This window comes from Agathobacter sp. LCP21S3_B2 (assembly GCF_052118705.1).
Lineage (GTDB): Bacteria > Bacillota > Clostridia > Lachnospirales > Lachnospiraceae > Roseburia.
The window spans coordinates 113,368-129,266 of the sequence record NZ_JBQKGQ010000005.1; the positions used below are offsets into that span (position 1 = coordinate 113,368).

Sequence of the window (15,899 nt, forward strand, 5' to 3'; positions counted from 1 at the left end):
CTTTTTACCTCCTTCCTAAGTAAATATCTAGCTCCAGCACGCCTTCTTCGTCCTGGGTTCCTTTTATGTCTTGAAGCTCCAGGCTTGGTATATATTCGTCCATCGCCTCTGCGAGCTCCACTGTGATCATGTTGATTGCGTCCGGCCCTGGCATGTCAATGAAGATCTGTGTCAGACCGTATCCCCGGCTTCCAGGGATAGATCCTTTTCTTGTGATCATCATCGCTTCGATGATGTCGTTGGCCAGTTCCAATTCATCCGGTTCGATGGAACCGTCCGCGTCTTTGATCTGGTTAATTCTTATAAAAGCCACTTAGATTCCCTCCCTTATGAATATTCCATGAATGTGACGTCCATCTTGGCTTTCACAAGCTCGCCCTTGTTGTAGATCTCGTTCCAGGCCTCCGATGTCGCTGTGATTGCCATTTTATTGGATCCCATGATTTTGCCTCCAATAACCAGGTATTCCACCTGTCCGCTCCGGTTGGCTTTCCGGATCTTCTCGACCATGCTTCTTGGCTTCACGCCATGCTCTGCAGATAACGTGATGGTAAGAGTGACGCCCATTGTATCCGGGCCGCTAAATTCCCCTCGCGGCACGTTCTGAAGGATGTTGTGCTTCGTCCATCGGGAGTCCTGCGATACCTTGATATCTTTAGCTGTCAGGATCTTCTCGCTATTGACCTCGAATATCAGATCTGTGCCCCAGCAGCCGAGCGTTCCTTTTGCTTTTGCACGGTTCTTTGATTCATCGGTCTTCTTCTTAGTATCTGTTTTCTTTTTGCTGTTAGCTTTTTTTGTCTTTGGCTTTTTGGCCGGTTTCTTCTTGGCCGCAATGCTGGCCACGGTCTTCTTTTTCTCTGCGACCGTTTTCAGGTATTGGCCATAAGACCAGCCCCATCTTCCTTTGTATTTTACGTGGTACCATCCGCCTTGCTTTTTCCCATCTCCGGATACTGTGGTTCCGTATGGCATTGCTGTCAGGATGGTTCCGTTCGGCTTGCTTCTCACGCGGAGCCCCGACCTCGCTGTGACTTTGTATGTCGCCATCTGAATACCTCCTATCCTTTGATGTGGTTGATGATTTCGGCCACGGTGATGCTTCCGCTCTTTGTGGCCAGTGTGATCCTTGAAGCGTCGAGAGTGATTGCTGGTGCATGAATCTGCAGCGAGCTTCCTGAATACTGCAGGAAGGCTTCACCGATTGCCTGCGCCAGGTCTTTTCTATATACGCCTTTGCCGCTGACCGGTGGTCTGTGGCTGCTGTTCCAGTACGTTCCGGCCACGATTCCCATCGCGGATCCGTTGGAAAGATGAACGACCAGCACGCTGGCTCCGACCTTCGGCATCTTGTATTCATCATTGAATGTTAAATAAGGGAGGTCGTCGGTCACGGAATTATCGAGATCCGGATATGTGACCTTGATCATTCCGCTTCCGTAATCAACGGACGAGACCTTCCCGATTCTGATGGTTCTGTCTGCCATGATATTTACCTCCTAGTCAAATGTTCCCTCGTCTACCCATCCGTAAACGTTCGACGAGCTGTCTACGTGTATCAGGTGCCATGGATGTGCGTGGCCATTTCCTCTGCAGTCAGGTCCGAGCGTTATCCTTGCTCTGCCTGCTCTTGCGCTGTAGCCTCGCGCTCCTGGATATGAACTGTAGTAGTGTGTTCCGCCATGGAAGTTTACAATGTCGCCGACCTTGTACGTCTTCTTTGCTGGCGCCGGTGGTGCTGGTGGTGCTGGTGGCGGATCTCCTTTGAGCTGCTTCTGACACTTATGCAGCTGAATCTCTTGTGTGGTTCCGCTGTCTGATACTTTGGTCTTCACTTCGTCCACGAAGTATTTTCCGTCTGCTTTGCCGAGGTCTTTCACGGTTACGCAGATTCCGGCCACGATTTCTGGCCTTGCGAATATCGTTCCTGTGAGCACGGTTGCTTTTTCGTTCTCCAGGTTGACCTTGGCAGCAGCCTTGTATCTGGCGTCGTTTTCGCTGTCGCTCTGCTCGCTGATTTTCAGCGTCCGGGCTCCTTTTGATTTTTCTCCAACCAGTCCGACATAGATGCTGATTTCCTTGCTGTCATTGCCCTTTTTATATGACGTCCGGGCTCCGGTGTACGTGCCTTCCAGCGTGTCCGTGTAGTCCCAGTCGTCCCCGATGAAGTCTGCGCGTTTTATGGTTGCTGTGGCTTTTTTGCCTTCGTACTTGCTTTTTCCCCATATCACGATTTTGCTCTTGTAGACTTTCATTCCGAGACCGTAATCCTTGCACAAATCATATAAAAATGAGCTGTCGCTTTTGTCTGTCTGCTCTATGGATTTGATGGTGTAGTTCGGTCCATCAAAGATGAGCTTCAGACCGTATCTCTTTGCGATCTCCTGGGCGATCTGTTTAATGCTGACTTTCTTCCAGGTCTTTGTTCTGTTAGTTGACTTGATGGCCGAGTTTGTCGGGATTGATATTCCTCCAAGCGTGGCCACGAGCGGACCTCCGGTCATCTTCATCTCATCCAGGAGAAAGTCTCCGCATGATAGCTTTTTGTCTGCTCCCTCTTTGGTCCAATTCTTAAAGGTGAGGCTGGCCGTGATCCGGTCTCCCTTCTTCGGCAGCCAGCCTTTTAAGAATTTCATGTCTTTGTTGAAGACCTGAATGGAGAGCGTGTCGCTGGCTCCGGATGCCACGTCGTCGTATTCGATCTGTTCCGTGAGACCGTCCAGCGACTTCTTTGCGCTTTTCCCATTGAAGTCTATATCCGGGATCACGCGTCTTGCTTCTGCCATTACTCCACCTCCGATTCGTCTTCATCTGCAGCCGGTATTCCATCGTCTCTGTCTGAATCAGATCTCCATACCGGTGTGTCGTCGAGTTCATCGTCGGGGATATCGGGGAGGATGATTTCCTCCCCGTCGGAGAATACAAGCACGTCCAGTTTGTCCCAGTTGGCCAGGATTAGCTGTTGCATGAACTTTTCGGATCCATACTGGTCGTATGCGATCTTATCCCATGTGTCTCCTGCTTCTGTGTAGTAAACGTTCGCCACTTATATCCTCCTTTCTATGCGAATGCCCGGCGGCCTTCCGTCCGCAGGTATTCTTTCATCATTTTCTTAAATTCTGCCTGGCTCATTCTGTTCGCCTCTACCATGTCCTCCTTGGACGGTGTGCCCGCCTCGAATCGGTACGTTGGACTGAATACGAACTGCTGGCTTGCAGATTCATTGCTGTTACCATTCCCGGACTGCTTCTGTCCAGTAAATGCGCTCACGGTGTCTCCGATCACGCTCGACCGGTTCTCAAACTGTGGAGCCTCCAGCGTCTTGGATCCTGCGTTCATTACTGGCTGCGCGAGTGATTCGTTGGCTGCCTTCTGAACGAGTGCTCCGGTCTTCTGGATACCTCCTGCGAGACCTTGGCCTGCGTACTGTCCTGATTGATCCATGACTCTTGATGGAGAGTGAATCTTCAGTGCGCTGTTGACGGTTGCTGCTACCTGGTTGGCTATGCTTCTCGCCTGGGCGATCGCTGCAGCCCCACCGGCTGCGATACCGTTCCTGAGTCCGGCCATAGCGAACGATCCGGCGCTGTACATGCTTCCTGAAAGTCCGGAGAAAGCTCCGACCATCTGGCTGCTTGTGCTTCTGCATGCTGCCACTGCCTGGCTTCCGCCTGTTCTGACCGCCACCACGAACATGGTCATGCTGTTTCTGGTCACGGCCACGATGGTTGTCATTCCGGTCTGCGTTGTTGTCCGCATCACGGTGATTCCGGTTACCACGGCCTGGTTCGACTGTGTCATGGAGTTTCTGATGGCCACTGTGACCATATTCATGGCTACTGTGGTTAAAGCTCCGAGCGTTCCAAGTGTTACCATTGTCGACCGCAGGGATACGGCCAGCGCGGTTGCTGAAGCTGCCGCTACTGTGATGCCTCCTGCAAATACGACCATGGATGCTGATGTTGCCATCATCGGTCCGGCCAGCGCTGTGATCGCTGCGGTGAACGGTGCCACTGCCACTGCCATCCTTGTGAATGCTGCAGCTGTTGGCATTGCCACTGCGTTGATTCCTGCCGCGCTTGCCTTGAATGCTGTTATTGATGCGCTGCAAAGCGTCAGCGCTCCGGCTGTCATTGTGATTCCCGCTGCCAGGAGCATGATTGCTGCTGCCGCCGCTGTACTTCCTGCCGCTAAGGCCAGGACTGCCGCTGCCGCTGCTGCCGCTGCGACTGCGAGTGGTGCCAGGGCTGCCGCGAGTGGTGCGGCTCCTGCAGCTATGATTGCCATCTTGGCCGCGGTTCCTGTTGCACCTTTGGCCATTGATTTAAGCGCCGATCCAGCTGCCTTTGCACTGGCTCCGATGATTTCCACCGATGCTGCTGCAAGTGCCAGGGCTGCTGCAAGTGGTACCATGCCGACTGATGCGGCTAGTGCTCCGGCTGCCAGTATCAGAAGGGCTGCGCCTCCTGCCGTTGCTCCGGCTGCCATCGCAAGTGCGGCCGCCGCGAATGGCAGCATTGCCGCTGTAAGTGCCAGGATTGGTGCTGTTGCTGATAGTGCTGCGGTTCCGAATAAACGGACCATTGTTGCTAAAAGCATAAATGAAGCCATGCTGGCTGTTGCTCCGGCTGCGATCATTGCGATTGCTGCTGCGAGTACCACGGCTCCAGCTCCAACCATTAAAACGCCCGCTCCGGCCGCCAAGGCTCCGGCTGCCATTGCGAGAAGTCCTGCGGCTGCCACTAATGCTCCGGCTCCGCATACTGCTGCAGATGCTGCGAATGCTGTTAGTGCTCCGCTAAGTGTCAGGATTGCCGATGCTCCGGTCGCTCCGTATGTTGATAAAAGCGGAAGCGATACCGATATAATGGCCAGCGCTGCTGCTCCCAGCATGGCCGCTGTTGCCACTAATGTGAGCGCTGCTCCCAGCGCTGCGATCGCTGCAGCTCCTGCCAGGAGTATTGGCGCCAAGGCTCCGGCTACTGCTCCGAATGCGATCAGTCCCGCCGCTAAGAGTGCGAGGGCGATCTGCGCTGCCGGTCCTGCGCTTGCGATCTGCGTCGCCGCCTGAACCATGATCAGGCATCCTGTTGCCGCCAGAACGATAGAAGCTCCGAATGCAATCAGTCCGACTGATGCTGCTGTGAGTGCAGGTCCGAGCGCTCCGGCTACTGCCATCATTGCGATCATTCCTACTTCCATGATTGTGAGTGCTGCGATTGCCATCGGTCCGGCTGCCGCTACCTGTGTTGCTGCCATCGCCATGAGGCTCATTCCGGCCGCTGCCATCAGAACTGCTCCGCCGAATGCGAGAAGTCCCGCAGATGCTCCGGCGAGCTGTGGTCCCATTGTTCCTGCGACTGCGAGTAATGCAATGATGCCGCCTTCCATGAGTGCCAGGCTTGCGAATGCCATAGGTCCTGCGGCTGCCACCTGTGTTGCTGCCATTGCCATCAAACTCATACCGGCTCCGGCCATTAAGATTGCACCTCCGAATGCCAGGAGACCTTGCGTGCCTGCCTGCAGCTTCGGTGCGAGCTGCGCTGCTACTGCCATTAATGCGATAATGCCTCCGGCCATCAGGACGGTTGCTATCTGCGCTCCTGGTCCCGCTGCAGCGAGTTCCTTGGCTGCTTTTACTAATATCCACACGCCTGCGGCTGCGGCCGCGAATCCGATTCCGAATCCGAGCGCATTCTTGGCTGCTGCGGACATTACACTGCTTCCTTCTTTGAGCGGTGCGCTCATGCCTTTAGTTTTCTTTCCGATGCTTCCGATCGCTTTTCCAACCTTGCCAAATGTTCCCACCAGGGATCCGGCCACTTTGAACAGTCGGCCGCCGATCAGCAGGACTGGTCCGGCTGCGGCTGCAATGCCTACCCATTTCACGATGTTCTTCTGCATCGACGGATCCAGGTTGTTGAATTTGTCGATCAGCCCGGTCAAATTATCCACGAAAGGCTTCAGGACTTCGCTGGCGATTCCTCCGACCGTATATTTCATAACGTCAAAGGATGAATTCAGTTTTTCCATGGATCCGCCCATTCCGGATAGGAGTGCGTCTGCCATCTTCTGCGAGCTTCCGGCCGCTCCTTCCAGCGAGCTTGCGTATTTCTGTACCTGATCCGGTGATGCATTGATCAGCGTCATCCACTTGGCCATCTGGTTCTTTCCGAAGATTGCGGCCGCCGCACTCATCTGTTCCTGGCTGGTTAAGCCCTGAAAGCTATCATGCAGCTGCTTCTGCACGTCGACCATACTTTTCATGGATCCATCTGAATTGAATATCTCCAGGCCTAGTTTTTTAATCCAGGTAGCTCCGTCTTTGGCCGGGCTTGCTAATCTGGCCAGACCTGTTTTCAGTGCCGTGGCTCCTTCAGCGCCACTGATTCCGGCATCGCCGAAGATATCAGTAATTGCGGCCAGATCGGACATTGACCATCCGACTGAGCTGCAGATCGGTCCTGCTGTTGCCATGGCGTCGAATAAATCCGTGACAGTCGTGTTGGCCTGCGCCTGGGCTGTCGATAGGATATCTGCTGCTGTCGCTGCATAGTTTGAGTCCTTGCCGAACATCTTCAGGGCGTTTCCAAGGCCACCGGTTACGACTGACAAATCCGTCGCCGTTCCTGCTGCCAGGTTCAGTGCGGGCGTCAGCATGTCTCCTGCCTGCTTTGCATTGAAGCCCTGGCGCGCGAAGTTCAGCGTTGCGTCTGCCGCGTCCTGCATTCCGAATACGGAATTTGCCGCTGCTTTTTTCATTGTTGATTCAAGCTGTTTGGCCTGGGCGTCTGTTGATCCCATGGTTGCCTGGACGAGCTTCATGGACTTATCTACGGATCCGAACTCCTTCACGGATGTGGCACCGAGCGCGATTACCGGCATCGTGACTCCTGTGGTGAGCGCTTTTCCGGTACTTTCCATTGCATTTCCGATACCGGTCAATGCGGAAGACAGGCCGCCTTTTCCAAGGCTGCCGAGCATCTTCTGTGCGCTGCTGACTGACGTCTGCAGTGATTTATCTAATTTTCCGGCGATTCTAATCGCTACTTCGAATTCGCTCATTTCTTAGGTGTCACCTCCTTCAAATCGGCGCATAAATCAATAAGGTCAAAGATGTTCATTTGCAAAAAATAATCTAACCCTGTGCTGAGGTTCAGCGACAGGGTTAGACAGCATTTCCGCAACTCTGAGAAGTCCGCAGGATTTATTCCTCGCCGAATAAAAAAGATGTCACTCTGTTCTTGAGCGCCATGGCGTCCTTTGGCTTCAGCTGCTTAAAGAACTCGATCGGCATCTTCAAAGCTCCGGCTGCGATGATGAGGTCGTATTCCAGAGTTGTCTCCGGAAGAACCGACACGGTTCCGTTGTTTGTGAGGACCTTGTTGGCCTGGATCATATCTGCAGCAGTCAAATTGTCGAGCCCGCTGAGGTCGATCTCGCCGATCTTCTGTCCTTCGAAGTCATACTCTTTACTGAGCTTGAGCTTCATCTCGTTATCTTCTGGCTTGTTGATTTCTGTGACTTTTTCACTCATTTTGCGTTCCTCCTGTTATTTAGCACTGGCTTCTGATCTGCGCCAGCATGTCTTTTCCGTTTAATACGAATACGAAGTTCAGTTTGTCGAGCTCTAAAACGACGGCGTTGTTGATCTCTACTTTGATGTATAAAATCTCAAGTTCGACCTCTGATTCCATCTTCTTTCCTTTGGCTACCTTGCCGAGTGTGGTTGTCTTGGCTTTGCCTCGTACCACGACTCTGATCGGATAGTATCCGGTTGCTCCGGTCTTTGGATCCGTGCACTGCATAGATCCTCTGAGTGTCAGGAGCGGCGGTTCTGTGGTGTTTACGATGGAGAACATATCGCTGTATAAAACTGCGAATGGGATCTTGATTGTGGCGCTGGAGAACTGTCCAGTTACCGGATCCTCGATCTCGCCGAGCACTCCGGTGCCTTCCACGGTATCCGTGATGGCTTCAAGCTCCGGAAGCTCCACCTCGCCGGATACTCCGACGAGGGCATTGGCGCCGTTATAAATGTTGAAGTGGTTTAATACTTCAGGAATAATGCTTGCCATAATTAGTTACCTCCTACTGCTGCTGCCAGCGTGTCTGTATCGTAGTCGATGATGTCCACGATTTCCTGCGCTGGTGTGTACGGTGCAATGTGCTGTCTGAACTTCATCGTTCCGGCCAGGATGGCAGTCTTTGGATTGTCATCTGACTTGTATTCGATGGAAGCTCCGGCCCAGTATTTAGGTGCGTATGCGCTGCAGCGGATGTTCTCGCTGTCTACTACGCTCTGGACCAGGACGTTGTTCATCGGATCGTCTACCTCATCGAAGTATGTCTGAATGAAGTTATTTCCCTGCCAGCTGAACATGCGGCGAACTGCGAACCAGATATCTTTCGCGTCTGAGCTCGCTGGATACGCTCCGGTGTAGTTACCCCATAAGCGATAGCCGTTCTGGTTGATCGCTGTGGCCACTCCGTAGCCATTGACCGTGTTTGCCTGGTCCTGGTCGAGATATACTTCCGTTCCATCTTCGAGGCACTGGCCTCCGACTCCGAGTAAATGGTTGGACGGTGACTGGTTTGGTACGTCCTCGTTATCTGATGCCATGTACTGGATCATGGCGCCTGCCACTGCAGATTTTGCGAGAATGTACTCGCCGACTCTGTCGCATGGCCAGAGCGGATAGCAGAATGGGCTTGTGTATCCGGATTCCTCTTTCACGCTCTTGGTGTCTGTGTATTTCTTTGCCTTGGCTGTATCAAGGTCAAGAAGTGCCATTGCGCTGTATACGCCATTGATCTTGGCCGCCTTGGCTGCAAGTGCAAGACCGACCTCCGGAATCTGTGACCAGCCTGGCGCGAGAATGAGTCCCGGAACGATGCCGAGTCTTGGGTATACCTGTCTAATGACCTGCGCTCCTGTCTCAGCTCCTGTGGATGGATCCACGGCTCCGATGACGTCCTCCTTCGTAACCTTCGACGGATCGATGACTTTTCCGCTTACCTTGATGGCTGTTGCTGCTGCGCCTTTTCCGCCTGCGAGCATTGTGATTGTGAGGAATCCAGTTGTGCTGTCAAATGCAGCACTGTAATCCTCGCCAGCCTTGAGCTCTGTATCGCCGGTTGAATTCTTGACGGTGAGCCCTTCGAGGATGATGCCTTCTTTCTCGATCACTGCCTGCTTCTGGTTTACCTGGTACTCTGCCTCTGCGAGTTCCTTGTTGTGCTTTGCCGGATCCAGGACGTTGATGTAAACGACCGGACTAACCTGGAACAGGTTTGATGTTGCGAACATCGTCTGGCAAAGTGTGAAATTCTTAAAGTCTACGGAATATCCGAGTGCTGCCATGGCTTCAGTTCCTGAATTCGCAAGAATTGGAACGTTCACGGCTTCGCTTGGATTCTCGGCCATATTGACCGGAGCTGTTCCGACGACTACCTGGACGGAGCTGTTGCCGGTCTTTGGTACCTGAACGGCTGTAGCTTCTTCCTGGATGTAAACTCCATGTCTGATGCTCATTAGTTCTTACCTCCTCTTTCAAGTTTGAATTTCTGCGCTTCTGCGTAAGCGCTGTATATGTATCCTCTCTTTTCTCTGATCATTCTCTCGGCCTCGCCGTATTCTCTGATCGGAATGAAAAGGTTCAGGATCATTGGTGCATCCGCTTTGGCTGCTTTTGCTGCCTCCGGGATTGTCGTGTAGACTGTGCCGGTGATGGCGATTCCGCTGATTGTTGGTCCTACGTAGAGGACTGCTTCAGTCTTTGCCTCCGTCACTGCCTGTGTCTTTTTTGCCGGTGCTTTTGTCTCCGGCGCCTTTACTGATTCGCTCATGACCAGTCATCGCTCCTTCCTATTTTTGGTACGTAGAATTTGATATCTATGGCTCCGAAGTAAAACGGATATGTGTCCTCATCCTGAAGCGCAAAGCTCACGTTCTGGTTCGCTCTAAATTTGCTATCCAGGAGCGGTCTTTCCAGAAACCTGTTTGTAATCTTTGTGATCATCTCCAGGATGGTTCTGTGTCCGTTCGTTTCTTTGTCGTAGTCGCAAATTCCGAATAATACCGTGGTTCCGACGAGCCATGGCTCATCGTCCGTCGGTGTGTTGCCTTCTTCGATTCTCACGATGAAGTAAGGGAAGAACTGCGACTGGTCTTCCTCATCGTCTGTGATCTCCGGCAGCCTCTGTTCGTAGCCTTTTACTCCGAACACGTCCTCTCCTGCAGCATTTTTCAGCTGCATCTGTGCCAGGAGTTCCTCGATTTCAGCGATTAGCGATTTCTGAAGGTCCCATGGTGTCATTGCCTTCCTCCTACTTTGTGAGTAATTCTATTTGCTGCTCCACGTAATGCTGCAGGTTCCGGTCGATGGATGGCTTCACGACTCCGTATACCTTTTCCTCGTTACCGATCATCTTCGGGATTGAGTTGGAGTAAAGCTGTTTTATTGGAAGTCTCGCCGATCCTTCTCTCTGGAAGATTCCCTTATGTTCATTACCCATTTCTCCGCGAAAGGCTTTTATATTGCCTTTGATTAACTGCTTCAGGCCTCCACCCTTTATGATGTTTGCCTTGGCTCCGGATTTCTTGGCAAATGTGGTATGAAACTTATCAATTGTGAGCGGCTTGCCTTGTGAATGGATCACCGCTTCCAGTCTTCCTGCGGACGCTTTCCGGATCGTCATGTCCTTCTTAAAGCCTCCGGATTTTACCGTGTAGGTCGCCTGCGCTTTATTTGCGAGATCTACTCTCGCTGTGACTGCTACTTTATTCAGGGCCCGCGATATTACCGTTGGCGCTTTTCGGCTCATTTCTCCGAGCTTCGCCTGCACTTCCTCCAGCATCTGTTCGTCTACCTGGTATTCGATCATGCTCTGTTCGCCTCCAGTGTGATTGAATAGATACCGTCCTCTGAAATAGCATCAGCCACCTTGTATGGCTTTTTGTCGAACTGGATCAGGGATCCTTGCTTCGGCATCGGGCCATAGTCGGTGGCTGCTACGTAGATCAGTTTTTGGTTCTTATAAATTCCATCCATGTGCTGGTTGAATCTCTTTTCACGCTCGATCTGTTCGTTGGAGTCTACCTGAACCGGCATCATCTTTCCATTGAGGTCATGCATGTCTGAGAACTCATCCGCGTTCATGAATGTGTCGTGCACGTCCGACGCGATTACGTCTTTGAAACTCATTTTTTTCGGCTCCGGGTTGGTTTCTTTACCGGATCAGCGGCTCTTTCGATGCTCTTTGGGATTCTTCCAGCGAGGTCATCTTCGTTGCCACTATTGCTGATTCCAATCTGTCCTGGCTGAGCTGTCAGCATCTGCGCTCTTGGAGCCGGTGCCTCTGGCTCATCCTCTACCAGGGTGGCGGTTCCGGCATCCAGCCAGGTCTGCTTCATTTCTGAATCAGGAAGCTCATCTCCGACCTCATACTGACGTGCTCTGTATAAGATCGGATAAACTGCCACGAGCTTCATTTAGGCGTTGATCTTAATTGATACGACCGCGTCCGATGCGGCTGCGTCTGCGATAGCGTAGCCTGCGAGGATGTTGGACTCGGCTGTTGCGGTGATCACTCCGTTTGTGTTGTCCCAGTAGACATCTGCTCCGGCTGTGATTGCCTCGCTTGCCTTCTTTGGGAAGCTGTAAACGCCTACGACGTTTACGCTATATTTCTGTCCAGGTGCTGCTTCCATCGCTACGACTCCGATTCTCTTGCCGATAGCCTGGATGGTATTAGCCGGAATGGTTTTTGCTGTGTCATTGATGCGATCAATAGTCTCGCCTCTCTGCCAGAATGTTGCTGTTGCCATGATTTATTCCTCCTTCCTCTTAGACGAGCTTCAGCTTCGTGTCGACTTTGATTCCTGGGTTCTTAACAGCTCCACGGTAATCCATAACGCTGATGCCCCAGTCGAGATAGATATCCCAGATGAATCCAAGCTGTCCAGGAGCTTCCATTCTTCTGATGTTCGGGATCTCCTGTCCGTTCAGGTAGTCGACCTCGATGAAGTCTGCGTCTCCAGGATCGCCGATCAGGAACCATGGCATCACGTTGCCAAGTCCACCGCAGAGTGCATTGATTGTAGGATCTTCGACTACCTCGATGCTGTCTCTGTACTGGTAGAGTGGGTTCACTGCCTGTGTGTTGTCGCTGGTGTTGATTGTCGGGCTGTAGAACAAAGTGTACATGTCGAACTTCATTCCTGAAGGAACCACGATTGTTGCAGGATTGATGATGATGCTGCCTCCGAACTGGTCCTTCTGATTTGCGAGTGCCATGATCATGGTCTGCATTGCATCCTGGGTTACGCCGGTGCCGGTAGCAAGGAGGTTTTTGTGCTCCTTACCAAAAAGCGGAGCTCCGTCGTAAATGTTGGAGTTGTTAATCAGGATCTGGTATACCTGCTTGTTGATCGTCTTTCTTGCGGCTGCTGCGTATCTTGCAGGAATGCTTGTTACGAGACCGATGTCGTCATCGATAAATGCCTTTCTTGAAAGAGTGAACTGTCGGCCGTATGTCTTCAGTTTTCTGGTAGGCAGCTTTTCATCCTTAAAGATGTCATGCTTTAATTCGCCGTTCTCCGGTACCTCCAGGAACTCTCCAACAGGTCCAGCTACGTAGTAGTTGTCGTGTGTCTTGAAGTCCTTCAAAGATCCCTTCTTTGTGAACTTGTCAAATGTTACGGAAACCTTGCGGTATCCTTCTTTGTATGCCTTCTCGATTGTCTGGTCGAGGATTGCAGGGAATGATGCTTCAGGGTTGTAGAAACCTCTGGCCATCATTGTGTAGAGCTCATCGGAGCTTCTGCGGTTCAGATTTGTCTCTGATGATCCATCTCTCTGGAGACACTCGATTGCGAGGTCTCTGAGTGACATTCCCATGAGGCTTCTAGCTCCATCTTCAGGTCGCTCCAATGTCATACCGCTTCTCATAAGGAGTGAATCAGCAGCTGCGCGTCTGAACTTATCCTCCTGTGTATCTGTTACCTGGATGCCGGTCGCTACTGGTGAGTGCTGGCTTCTCAAGTGTTCAATGACTGCGGCTCTTACCTGCTCCTCGGTAGATCCGTTGTCGATGTAAGATCTGGCATCAAGACCGAACTCTGTACAGAGGTCCTCAATGCTGCGGATTCTCTGTCTTTCTGCCTCGATGGCTCTCTGTGCGTTCTGTGGATCCTGTCCACCGTTTCCACCTTCGCCTGCAGCAGGTGTCTGCTGTCTCTGGCCTTCCGGTGTGTTGTTTGCTGGTGCAGCAGGAGTGGAACTCTGGCCGCCATGGGCGATGCCAGCACCAGCTGCTCTAGCTGCGTCGATGCTTCTCTGCAGGGAGTCAAATTCTGCGGCTTCCTCGCGTGTCATGTTGCGACCTGCGGATCTGGCAGCGTTTAATAATTCCTGCTGACGTGCGATCATCTGTTCAATCGTCATTTTCTTTTACCTCCATTCGGTTTTTGTTTATTTGAAGTTGCCGCTCATAGATATCGAGTGGGATGTCCTGTGTTCCGGGTTCGGATTTTTCCTCCATTTCCCTTCCCACACCTACGGTTGGATCTGCTGGGACACTAACGATGCTTATCTCGTAAGGCGCCCACTTCTTAGCGATCGAGCATGGTCCCATGAATCTGCCATCCGTCGAGGTCTTGTTTGGCATTACTTCCTCCCAGTCGTCTACCAGGTATCCTACGGATACGCCTTTGAGGGTTCCGCCTTTTACTTTCTGGTAGATCACTTCGGACGCTTCGTCTGAATCAAATTCGATAGTAGCCATTCCACGTCCGTTATCTATCCACGCTTTGGTGATCTTGCCGATCACTTCGTCGCGGTCATGGTTGAAAAGCACGCATCCGATCTCATTCAGCCTGGTCAGATCGACGCAGCCTTCTGAATGGTCGAGAATCTCCTGTCCGAACCATCTTGTATATGGTTCTTCAGATGAGAAGCTCAGCTCGAATGTTCGCTCGTTGCCATCTCCTTCGAGTGCTCTGATCGAACCTCTAAGTTCTCTCAGGCCTCTATTCCTGTCCTTCGTCTGATGCTGACCGGCCTTCTTTTCCGTCTCCGGACTGTGTGCCCTTGTCATCACCGTTGGTTCCTTCCTCCTGGCCGTCTCCGGTTTGATCATCCGGTTTTGGCGGCTCTGGCTTCGGTTCTTCTTTTTCTGATCCGAGTTTGCCATCGAATATCACACCTCCTAAGTCATAGCCTTTCTTTTTCGCATACTCGATTACTTCCAGGTTGTCATCGATCTGCTGCTTCCAGTCGCGGCCGTTCTCGGCAGCGATCTCTTTGTACGTTTTCTGGCCGGTATTCAGCGCGGTCTTGTTTGCGCTGGATTCCTTCAGTGGATCAATCCACTTCTTAGGGCTCTTGATCCATCCGTGCTCCAGGTAGTCATCCTTCTTTGTCCAGAAGTCTCCGTTTACCTTGATCAGTCCTGTCAGATAACAGCTGATTACGAATGTCTCATAGATCTCATCGAGAATGGCCAGAATTGCTTCTTCCTCCTCCTGGTAGGTCATCTCATCCTCGATGGCTCCCTGTCTTGCGGATGCGTAGTTGGTCTCGCTCATGTCGCGGGATGTCGCCTCGTATGAGAGTCCCTGACCGGCTCCGATCATACGCTGCTGCAGCTTCGTGAAGGATGTAGCATCGCTTCCCTGGCCGGTCGGATTTACGACCTGGACTTCATCTCCTGCATTGAGCTCTTTGATCATTCCAGGTGTCAGCGTCTTTCCATCGTACTCATGCTTTCCGACGTTTTCCGTCGCTGCATTTCTTCCGATGCCGACTGTCGGCAGCTGCTTTTTTATGAAAACAGACAGGCAGGCTGCGATTCGTTCCTTGACGGATACTGCAGTCATGAATTCGTTTGTGTCACGGATTCTGGTTGCTGTCTGGCTCATATCGGACATTTCTCTGATCTGAGAAGGGCGGCGCTTCGTGTAATAAAAAATCACATCGTTTGCATCGATTCTTCTTGGCTGTTCCAGGGAGAATCCGTCGATGCCGTACTGCCTGATCCAATATGCGACCGGTTTGTTGTACTTGTTATACTCAATGCCTCCGACGATTCGGTTTCCTCCGGCTGTCTCCCCAACCTGGAGAGTGTCGAGCTCATCAACCTCGATCATCTGAAGTTTGAACGGGATCATTCCGTCGTTGGTGTAAACCTTCACGAATAGAATTCCTCCATCCACCTTCTTCCTGGTCACTGCCATTCGGAGTATCTGGTTCAAGGTCTGCGTTCCGGTCACGTCGCAGTTCCTTGCCTTGCACCATTTTTTCCAGAGCTTCTCGATGTCTGCATTCAGCTTTGCGTTCTTCGTCTTGGCCTGCAGGTTATATCCTGCGCCGATGACGTTTCGCTTGTATGCTGATATCAGTGAATTCGCGATGTCGGAGTTTCTTTCCAGGTCTCGCGCTCTGGCTCTGATGGTGTCTCTGGATGTTCTGTCCGTCATTTCTGCGGAGTAGTTCGCCGCTCTCCATCCTGCATTCAGTCTGGAGTTGTTTCCTGCGTCATAGTTACGCAGTTCGTTGTACGTTGCACGCCATGCCGCACGCTTTGCTCCCGCTTCCGGGCTGATCCATGCGACGACGTTATCTAGCCAGCTCATTTGGTCCATCACCTCCCATCAAAAAAGGCGACGTATGTGTTGTCCAGGAGACTGGTGTCGCCCTCTGCGGCTATCTCTGCCTCCAGTTCCTCTTTCAGCTTCCTGAGCTGGTAGAGGTCGGCTCTTGTCAGCTTACGGCTACCGATCTGATAAGACTGGCCGCCAATCAGAATTTTTCGGATTGCTGTTTTGACTTCTCCGAGCAGCTCGGCAGTGCTGACGTTACCGTCGAGCTCTTTGCTTTCTTCACTCATGTCGTTCC

At 52.1% G+C, this 15,899-nt stretch carries 19 protein-coding genes; all 19 read right to left on the reverse strand.

The window, feature by feature from the left end; all coding sequences use genetic code 11:
- Positions 1-4 precede the first annotated feature (4 nt).
- The 19 genes from ACTQ1L_RS05205 to ACTQ1L_RS05295 all read right to left on the reverse strand — a co-directional run bounded on the left by ACTQ1L_RS05205 (position 5) and on the right by ACTQ1L_RS05295 (position 15,891).
- Positions 5-313 carry a hypothetical protein gene (locus ACTQ1L_RS05205; protein ID WP_117689809.1) on the reverse strand — a complete coding sequence of 103 codons (309 nt, stop codon included), beginning with the start codon at positions 311-313 and terminating at the stop codon, positions 5-7.
- Positions 314-327: 14 nt separating this feature from the next.
- The gene (locus ACTQ1L_RS05210; protein ID WP_441365786.1) at positions 328-1,050 is read right to left on the reverse strand and encodes a phage tail protein; all 723 of its coding nucleotides are present in this window, start codon (positions 1,048-1,050) and stop codon (positions 328-330) included.
- An 11-nt stretch (positions 1,051-1,061) separates the two neighbouring features.
- Positions 1,062-1,487, reverse strand: a complete 426-nt coding sequence (locus tag ACTQ1L_RS05215; RefSeq protein WP_117689807.1) for a hypothetical protein — start codon at positions 1,485-1,487, stop codon at positions 1,062-1,064.
- A 12-nt stretch (positions 1,488-1,499) separates the two neighbouring features.
- On the reverse strand, positions 1,500-2,786 hold the full coding sequence (locus ACTQ1L_RS05220; protein ID WP_441365787.1) for a phage late control D family protein: 1,287 nt from the start codon (positions 2,784-2,786) through the stop codon (positions 1,500-1,502).
- On the reverse strand, positions 2,786-3,046 hold the full coding sequence (locus ACTQ1L_RS05225) for a tail protein X (protein WP_117689805.1): 261 nt from the start codon (positions 3,044-3,046) through the stop codon (positions 2,786-2,788). The genes ACTQ1L_RS05220 and ACTQ1L_RS05225 overlap by 1 nt, the downstream gene beginning before the upstream one ends.
- A gap of 14 nt (positions 3,047-3,060) precedes the next feature.
- Entirely contained in the window at positions 3,061-7,065 is a 4,005-nt protein-coding gene (locus ACTQ1L_RS05230; RefSeq protein ID WP_441365788.1) for a phage tail tape measure protein, read from the reverse strand.
- Positions 7,066-7,207: 142 nt separating this feature from the next.
- Positions 7,208-7,537 (reverse strand): phage tail assembly protein, encoded by a 330-nt coding sequence (locus ACTQ1L_RS05235; protein WP_278853001.1) that lies wholly within the window; start codon positions 7,535-7,537, stop codon positions 7,208-7,210.
- A gap of 19 nt (positions 7,538-7,556) precedes the next feature.
- Entirely contained in the window at positions 7,557-8,078 is a 522-nt protein-coding gene (locus tag ACTQ1L_RS05240; protein ID WP_117689802.1) for a phage major tail tube protein, read from the reverse strand.
- Between the two features lie 2 nt (positions 8,079-8,080).
- A complete protein-coding gene (locus tag ACTQ1L_RS05245; protein ID WP_441365790.1) occupies positions 8,081-9,535 on the reverse strand; it encodes a phage tail sheath family protein in 1,455 nt (484 codons plus the stop codon).
- A complete protein-coding gene (locus ACTQ1L_RS05250) occupies positions 9,535-9,849 on the reverse strand; it encodes a hypothetical protein (protein ID WP_441365791.1) in 315 nt (104 codons plus the stop codon). The genes ACTQ1L_RS05245 and ACTQ1L_RS05250 overlap by 1 nt, the downstream gene beginning before the upstream one ends.
- Positions 9,846-10,319, reverse strand: coding sequence for a hypothetical protein (locus ACTQ1L_RS05255; protein WP_118531372.1), 474 nt, complete (start codon positions 10,317-10,319; stop codon positions 9,846-9,848). The genes ACTQ1L_RS05250 and ACTQ1L_RS05255 overlap by 4 nt, the downstream gene beginning before the upstream one ends.
- A 10-nt stretch (positions 10,320-10,329) precedes the next feature.
- Positions 10,330-10,887 (reverse strand): phage tail protein, encoded by a 558-nt coding sequence (locus ACTQ1L_RS05260; RefSeq protein WP_278852995.1) that lies wholly within the window; start codon positions 10,885-10,887, stop codon positions 10,330-10,332.
- Positions 10,884-11,138 (reverse strand): hypothetical protein, encoded by a 255-nt coding sequence (locus ACTQ1L_RS05265; protein ID WP_306747804.1) that lies wholly within the window; start codon positions 11,136-11,138, stop codon positions 10,884-10,886. The genes ACTQ1L_RS05260 and ACTQ1L_RS05265 overlap by 4 nt, the downstream gene beginning before the upstream one ends.
- A gap of 65 nt (positions 11,139-11,203) precedes the next feature.
- Positions 11,204-11,494 carry a hypothetical protein gene (locus ACTQ1L_RS05270; protein ID WP_441365793.1) on the reverse strand — a complete coding sequence of 97 codons (291 nt, stop codon included), beginning with the start codon at positions 11,492-11,494 and terminating at the stop codon, positions 11,204-11,206.
- A complete protein-coding gene (locus tag ACTQ1L_RS05275; RefSeq protein WP_441365794.1) occupies positions 11,495-11,830 on the reverse strand; it encodes a DUF2190 family protein in 336 nt (111 codons plus the stop codon).
- Between the two features lie 19 nt (positions 11,831-11,849).
- Complete coding sequence (locus ACTQ1L_RS05280; protein ID WP_441365795.1) at positions 11,850-13,448, reverse strand: phage major capsid protein; 1,599 nt, start codon at positions 13,446-13,448, stop codon at positions 11,850-11,852.
- Complete coding sequence (locus ACTQ1L_RS05285) at positions 13,438-14,100, reverse strand: HK97 family phage prohead protease (protein ID WP_441365797.1); 663 nt, start codon at positions 14,098-14,100, stop codon at positions 13,438-13,440. Before ACTQ1L_RS05285 ends, ACTQ1L_RS05280 begins: the two co-directional genes overlap by 11 nt.
- Positions 14,033-15,646 (reverse strand): phage portal protein, encoded by a 1,614-nt coding sequence (locus tag ACTQ1L_RS05290; protein WP_441365799.1) that lies wholly within the window; start codon positions 15,644-15,646, stop codon positions 14,033-14,035. Before ACTQ1L_RS05290 ends, ACTQ1L_RS05285 begins: the two co-directional genes overlap by 68 nt.
- Positions 15,646-15,891, reverse strand: coding sequence for a peptidylprolyl isomerase (locus tag ACTQ1L_RS05295; RefSeq protein ID WP_151198867.1), 246 nt, complete (start codon positions 15,889-15,891; stop codon positions 15,646-15,648). The genes ACTQ1L_RS05290 and ACTQ1L_RS05295 overlap by 1 nt, the downstream gene beginning before the upstream one ends.
- Positions 15,892-15,899: the final 8 nt, after the last annotated feature.

What these genes read in the sequence shown, in the direction of transcription:
- ACTQ1L_RS05210 (WP_441365786.1), bottom strand. Translation starts at nt 1,050, where the DNA reads ATGGCGACATACAAAGTCACAGCGAGGTCGGGGCTCCGCGTGAGAAGC.
- ACTQ1L_RS05215 (WP_117689807.1), bottom strand. Translation starts at nt 1,487, where the DNA reads ATGGCAGACAGAACCATCAGAATCGGGAAGGTCTCGTCCGTTGATTAC.
- ACTQ1L_RS05220 (WP_441365787.1), bottom strand. Translation starts at nt 2,786, where the DNA reads ATGGCAGAAGCAAGACGCGTGATCCCGGATATAGACTTCAATGGGAAA.
- ACTQ1L_RS05230 (WP_441365788.1), bottom strand. Translation starts at nt 7,065, where the DNA reads ATGAGCGAATTCGAAGTAGCGATTAGAATCGCCGGAAAATTAGATAAA.
- ACTQ1L_RS05235 (WP_278853001.1), bottom strand. Translation starts at nt 7,537, where the DNA reads ATGAGTGAAAAAGTCACAGAAATCAACAAGCCAGAAGATAACGAGATG.
- ACTQ1L_RS05240 (WP_117689802.1), bottom strand. Translation starts at nt 8,078, where the DNA reads ATGGCAAGCATTATTCCTGAAGTATTAAACCACTTCAACATTTATAAC.
- ACTQ1L_RS05245 (WP_441365790.1), bottom strand. Translation starts at nt 9,535, where the DNA reads ATGAGCATCAGACATGGAGTTTACATCCAGGAAGAAGCTACAGCCGTT.
- ACTQ1L_RS05250 (WP_441365791.1), bottom strand. Translation starts at nt 9,849, where the DNA reads ATGAGCGAATCAGTAAAGGCGCCGGAGACAAAAGCACCGGCAAAAAAG.
- ACTQ1L_RS05255 (WP_118531372.1), bottom strand. Translation starts at nt 10,319, where the DNA reads ATGACACCATGGGACCTTCAGAAATCGCTAATCGCTGAAATCGAGGAA.
- ACTQ1L_RS05260 (WP_278852995.1), bottom strand. Translation starts at nt 10,887, where the DNA reads ATGATCGAATACCAGGTAGACGAACAGATGCTGGAGGAAGTGCAGGCG.
- ACTQ1L_RS05265 (WP_306747804.1), bottom strand. Translation starts at nt 11,138, where the DNA reads ATGCATGACCTCAATGGAAAGATGATGCCGGTTCAGGTAGACTCCAAC.
- ACTQ1L_RS05270 (WP_441365793.1), bottom strand. Translation starts at nt 11,494, where the DNA reads ATGAAGCTCGTGGCAGTTTATCCGATCTTATACAGAGCACGTCAGTAT.
- ACTQ1L_RS05275 (WP_441365794.1), bottom strand. Translation starts at nt 11,830, where the DNA reads ATGGCAACAGCAACATTCTGGCAGAGAGGCGAGACTATTGATCGCATC.
- ACTQ1L_RS05280 (WP_441365795.1), bottom strand. Translation starts at nt 13,448, where the DNA reads ATGACGATTGAACAGATGATCGCACGTCAGCAGGAATTATTAAACGCT.
- ACTQ1L_RS05285 (WP_441365797.1), bottom strand. Translation starts at nt 14,100, where the DNA reads ATGACAAGGGCACACAGTCCGGAGACGGAAAAGAAGGCCGGTCAGCAT.
- ACTQ1L_RS05290 (WP_441365799.1), bottom strand. Translation starts at nt 15,646, where the DNA reads ATGGACCAAATGAGCTGGCTAGATAACGTCGTCGCATGGATCAGCCCG.
- ACTQ1L_RS05295 (WP_151198867.1), bottom strand. Translation starts at nt 15,891, where the DNA reads ATGAGTGAAGAAAGCAAAGAGCTCGACGGTAACGTCAGCACTGCCGAG.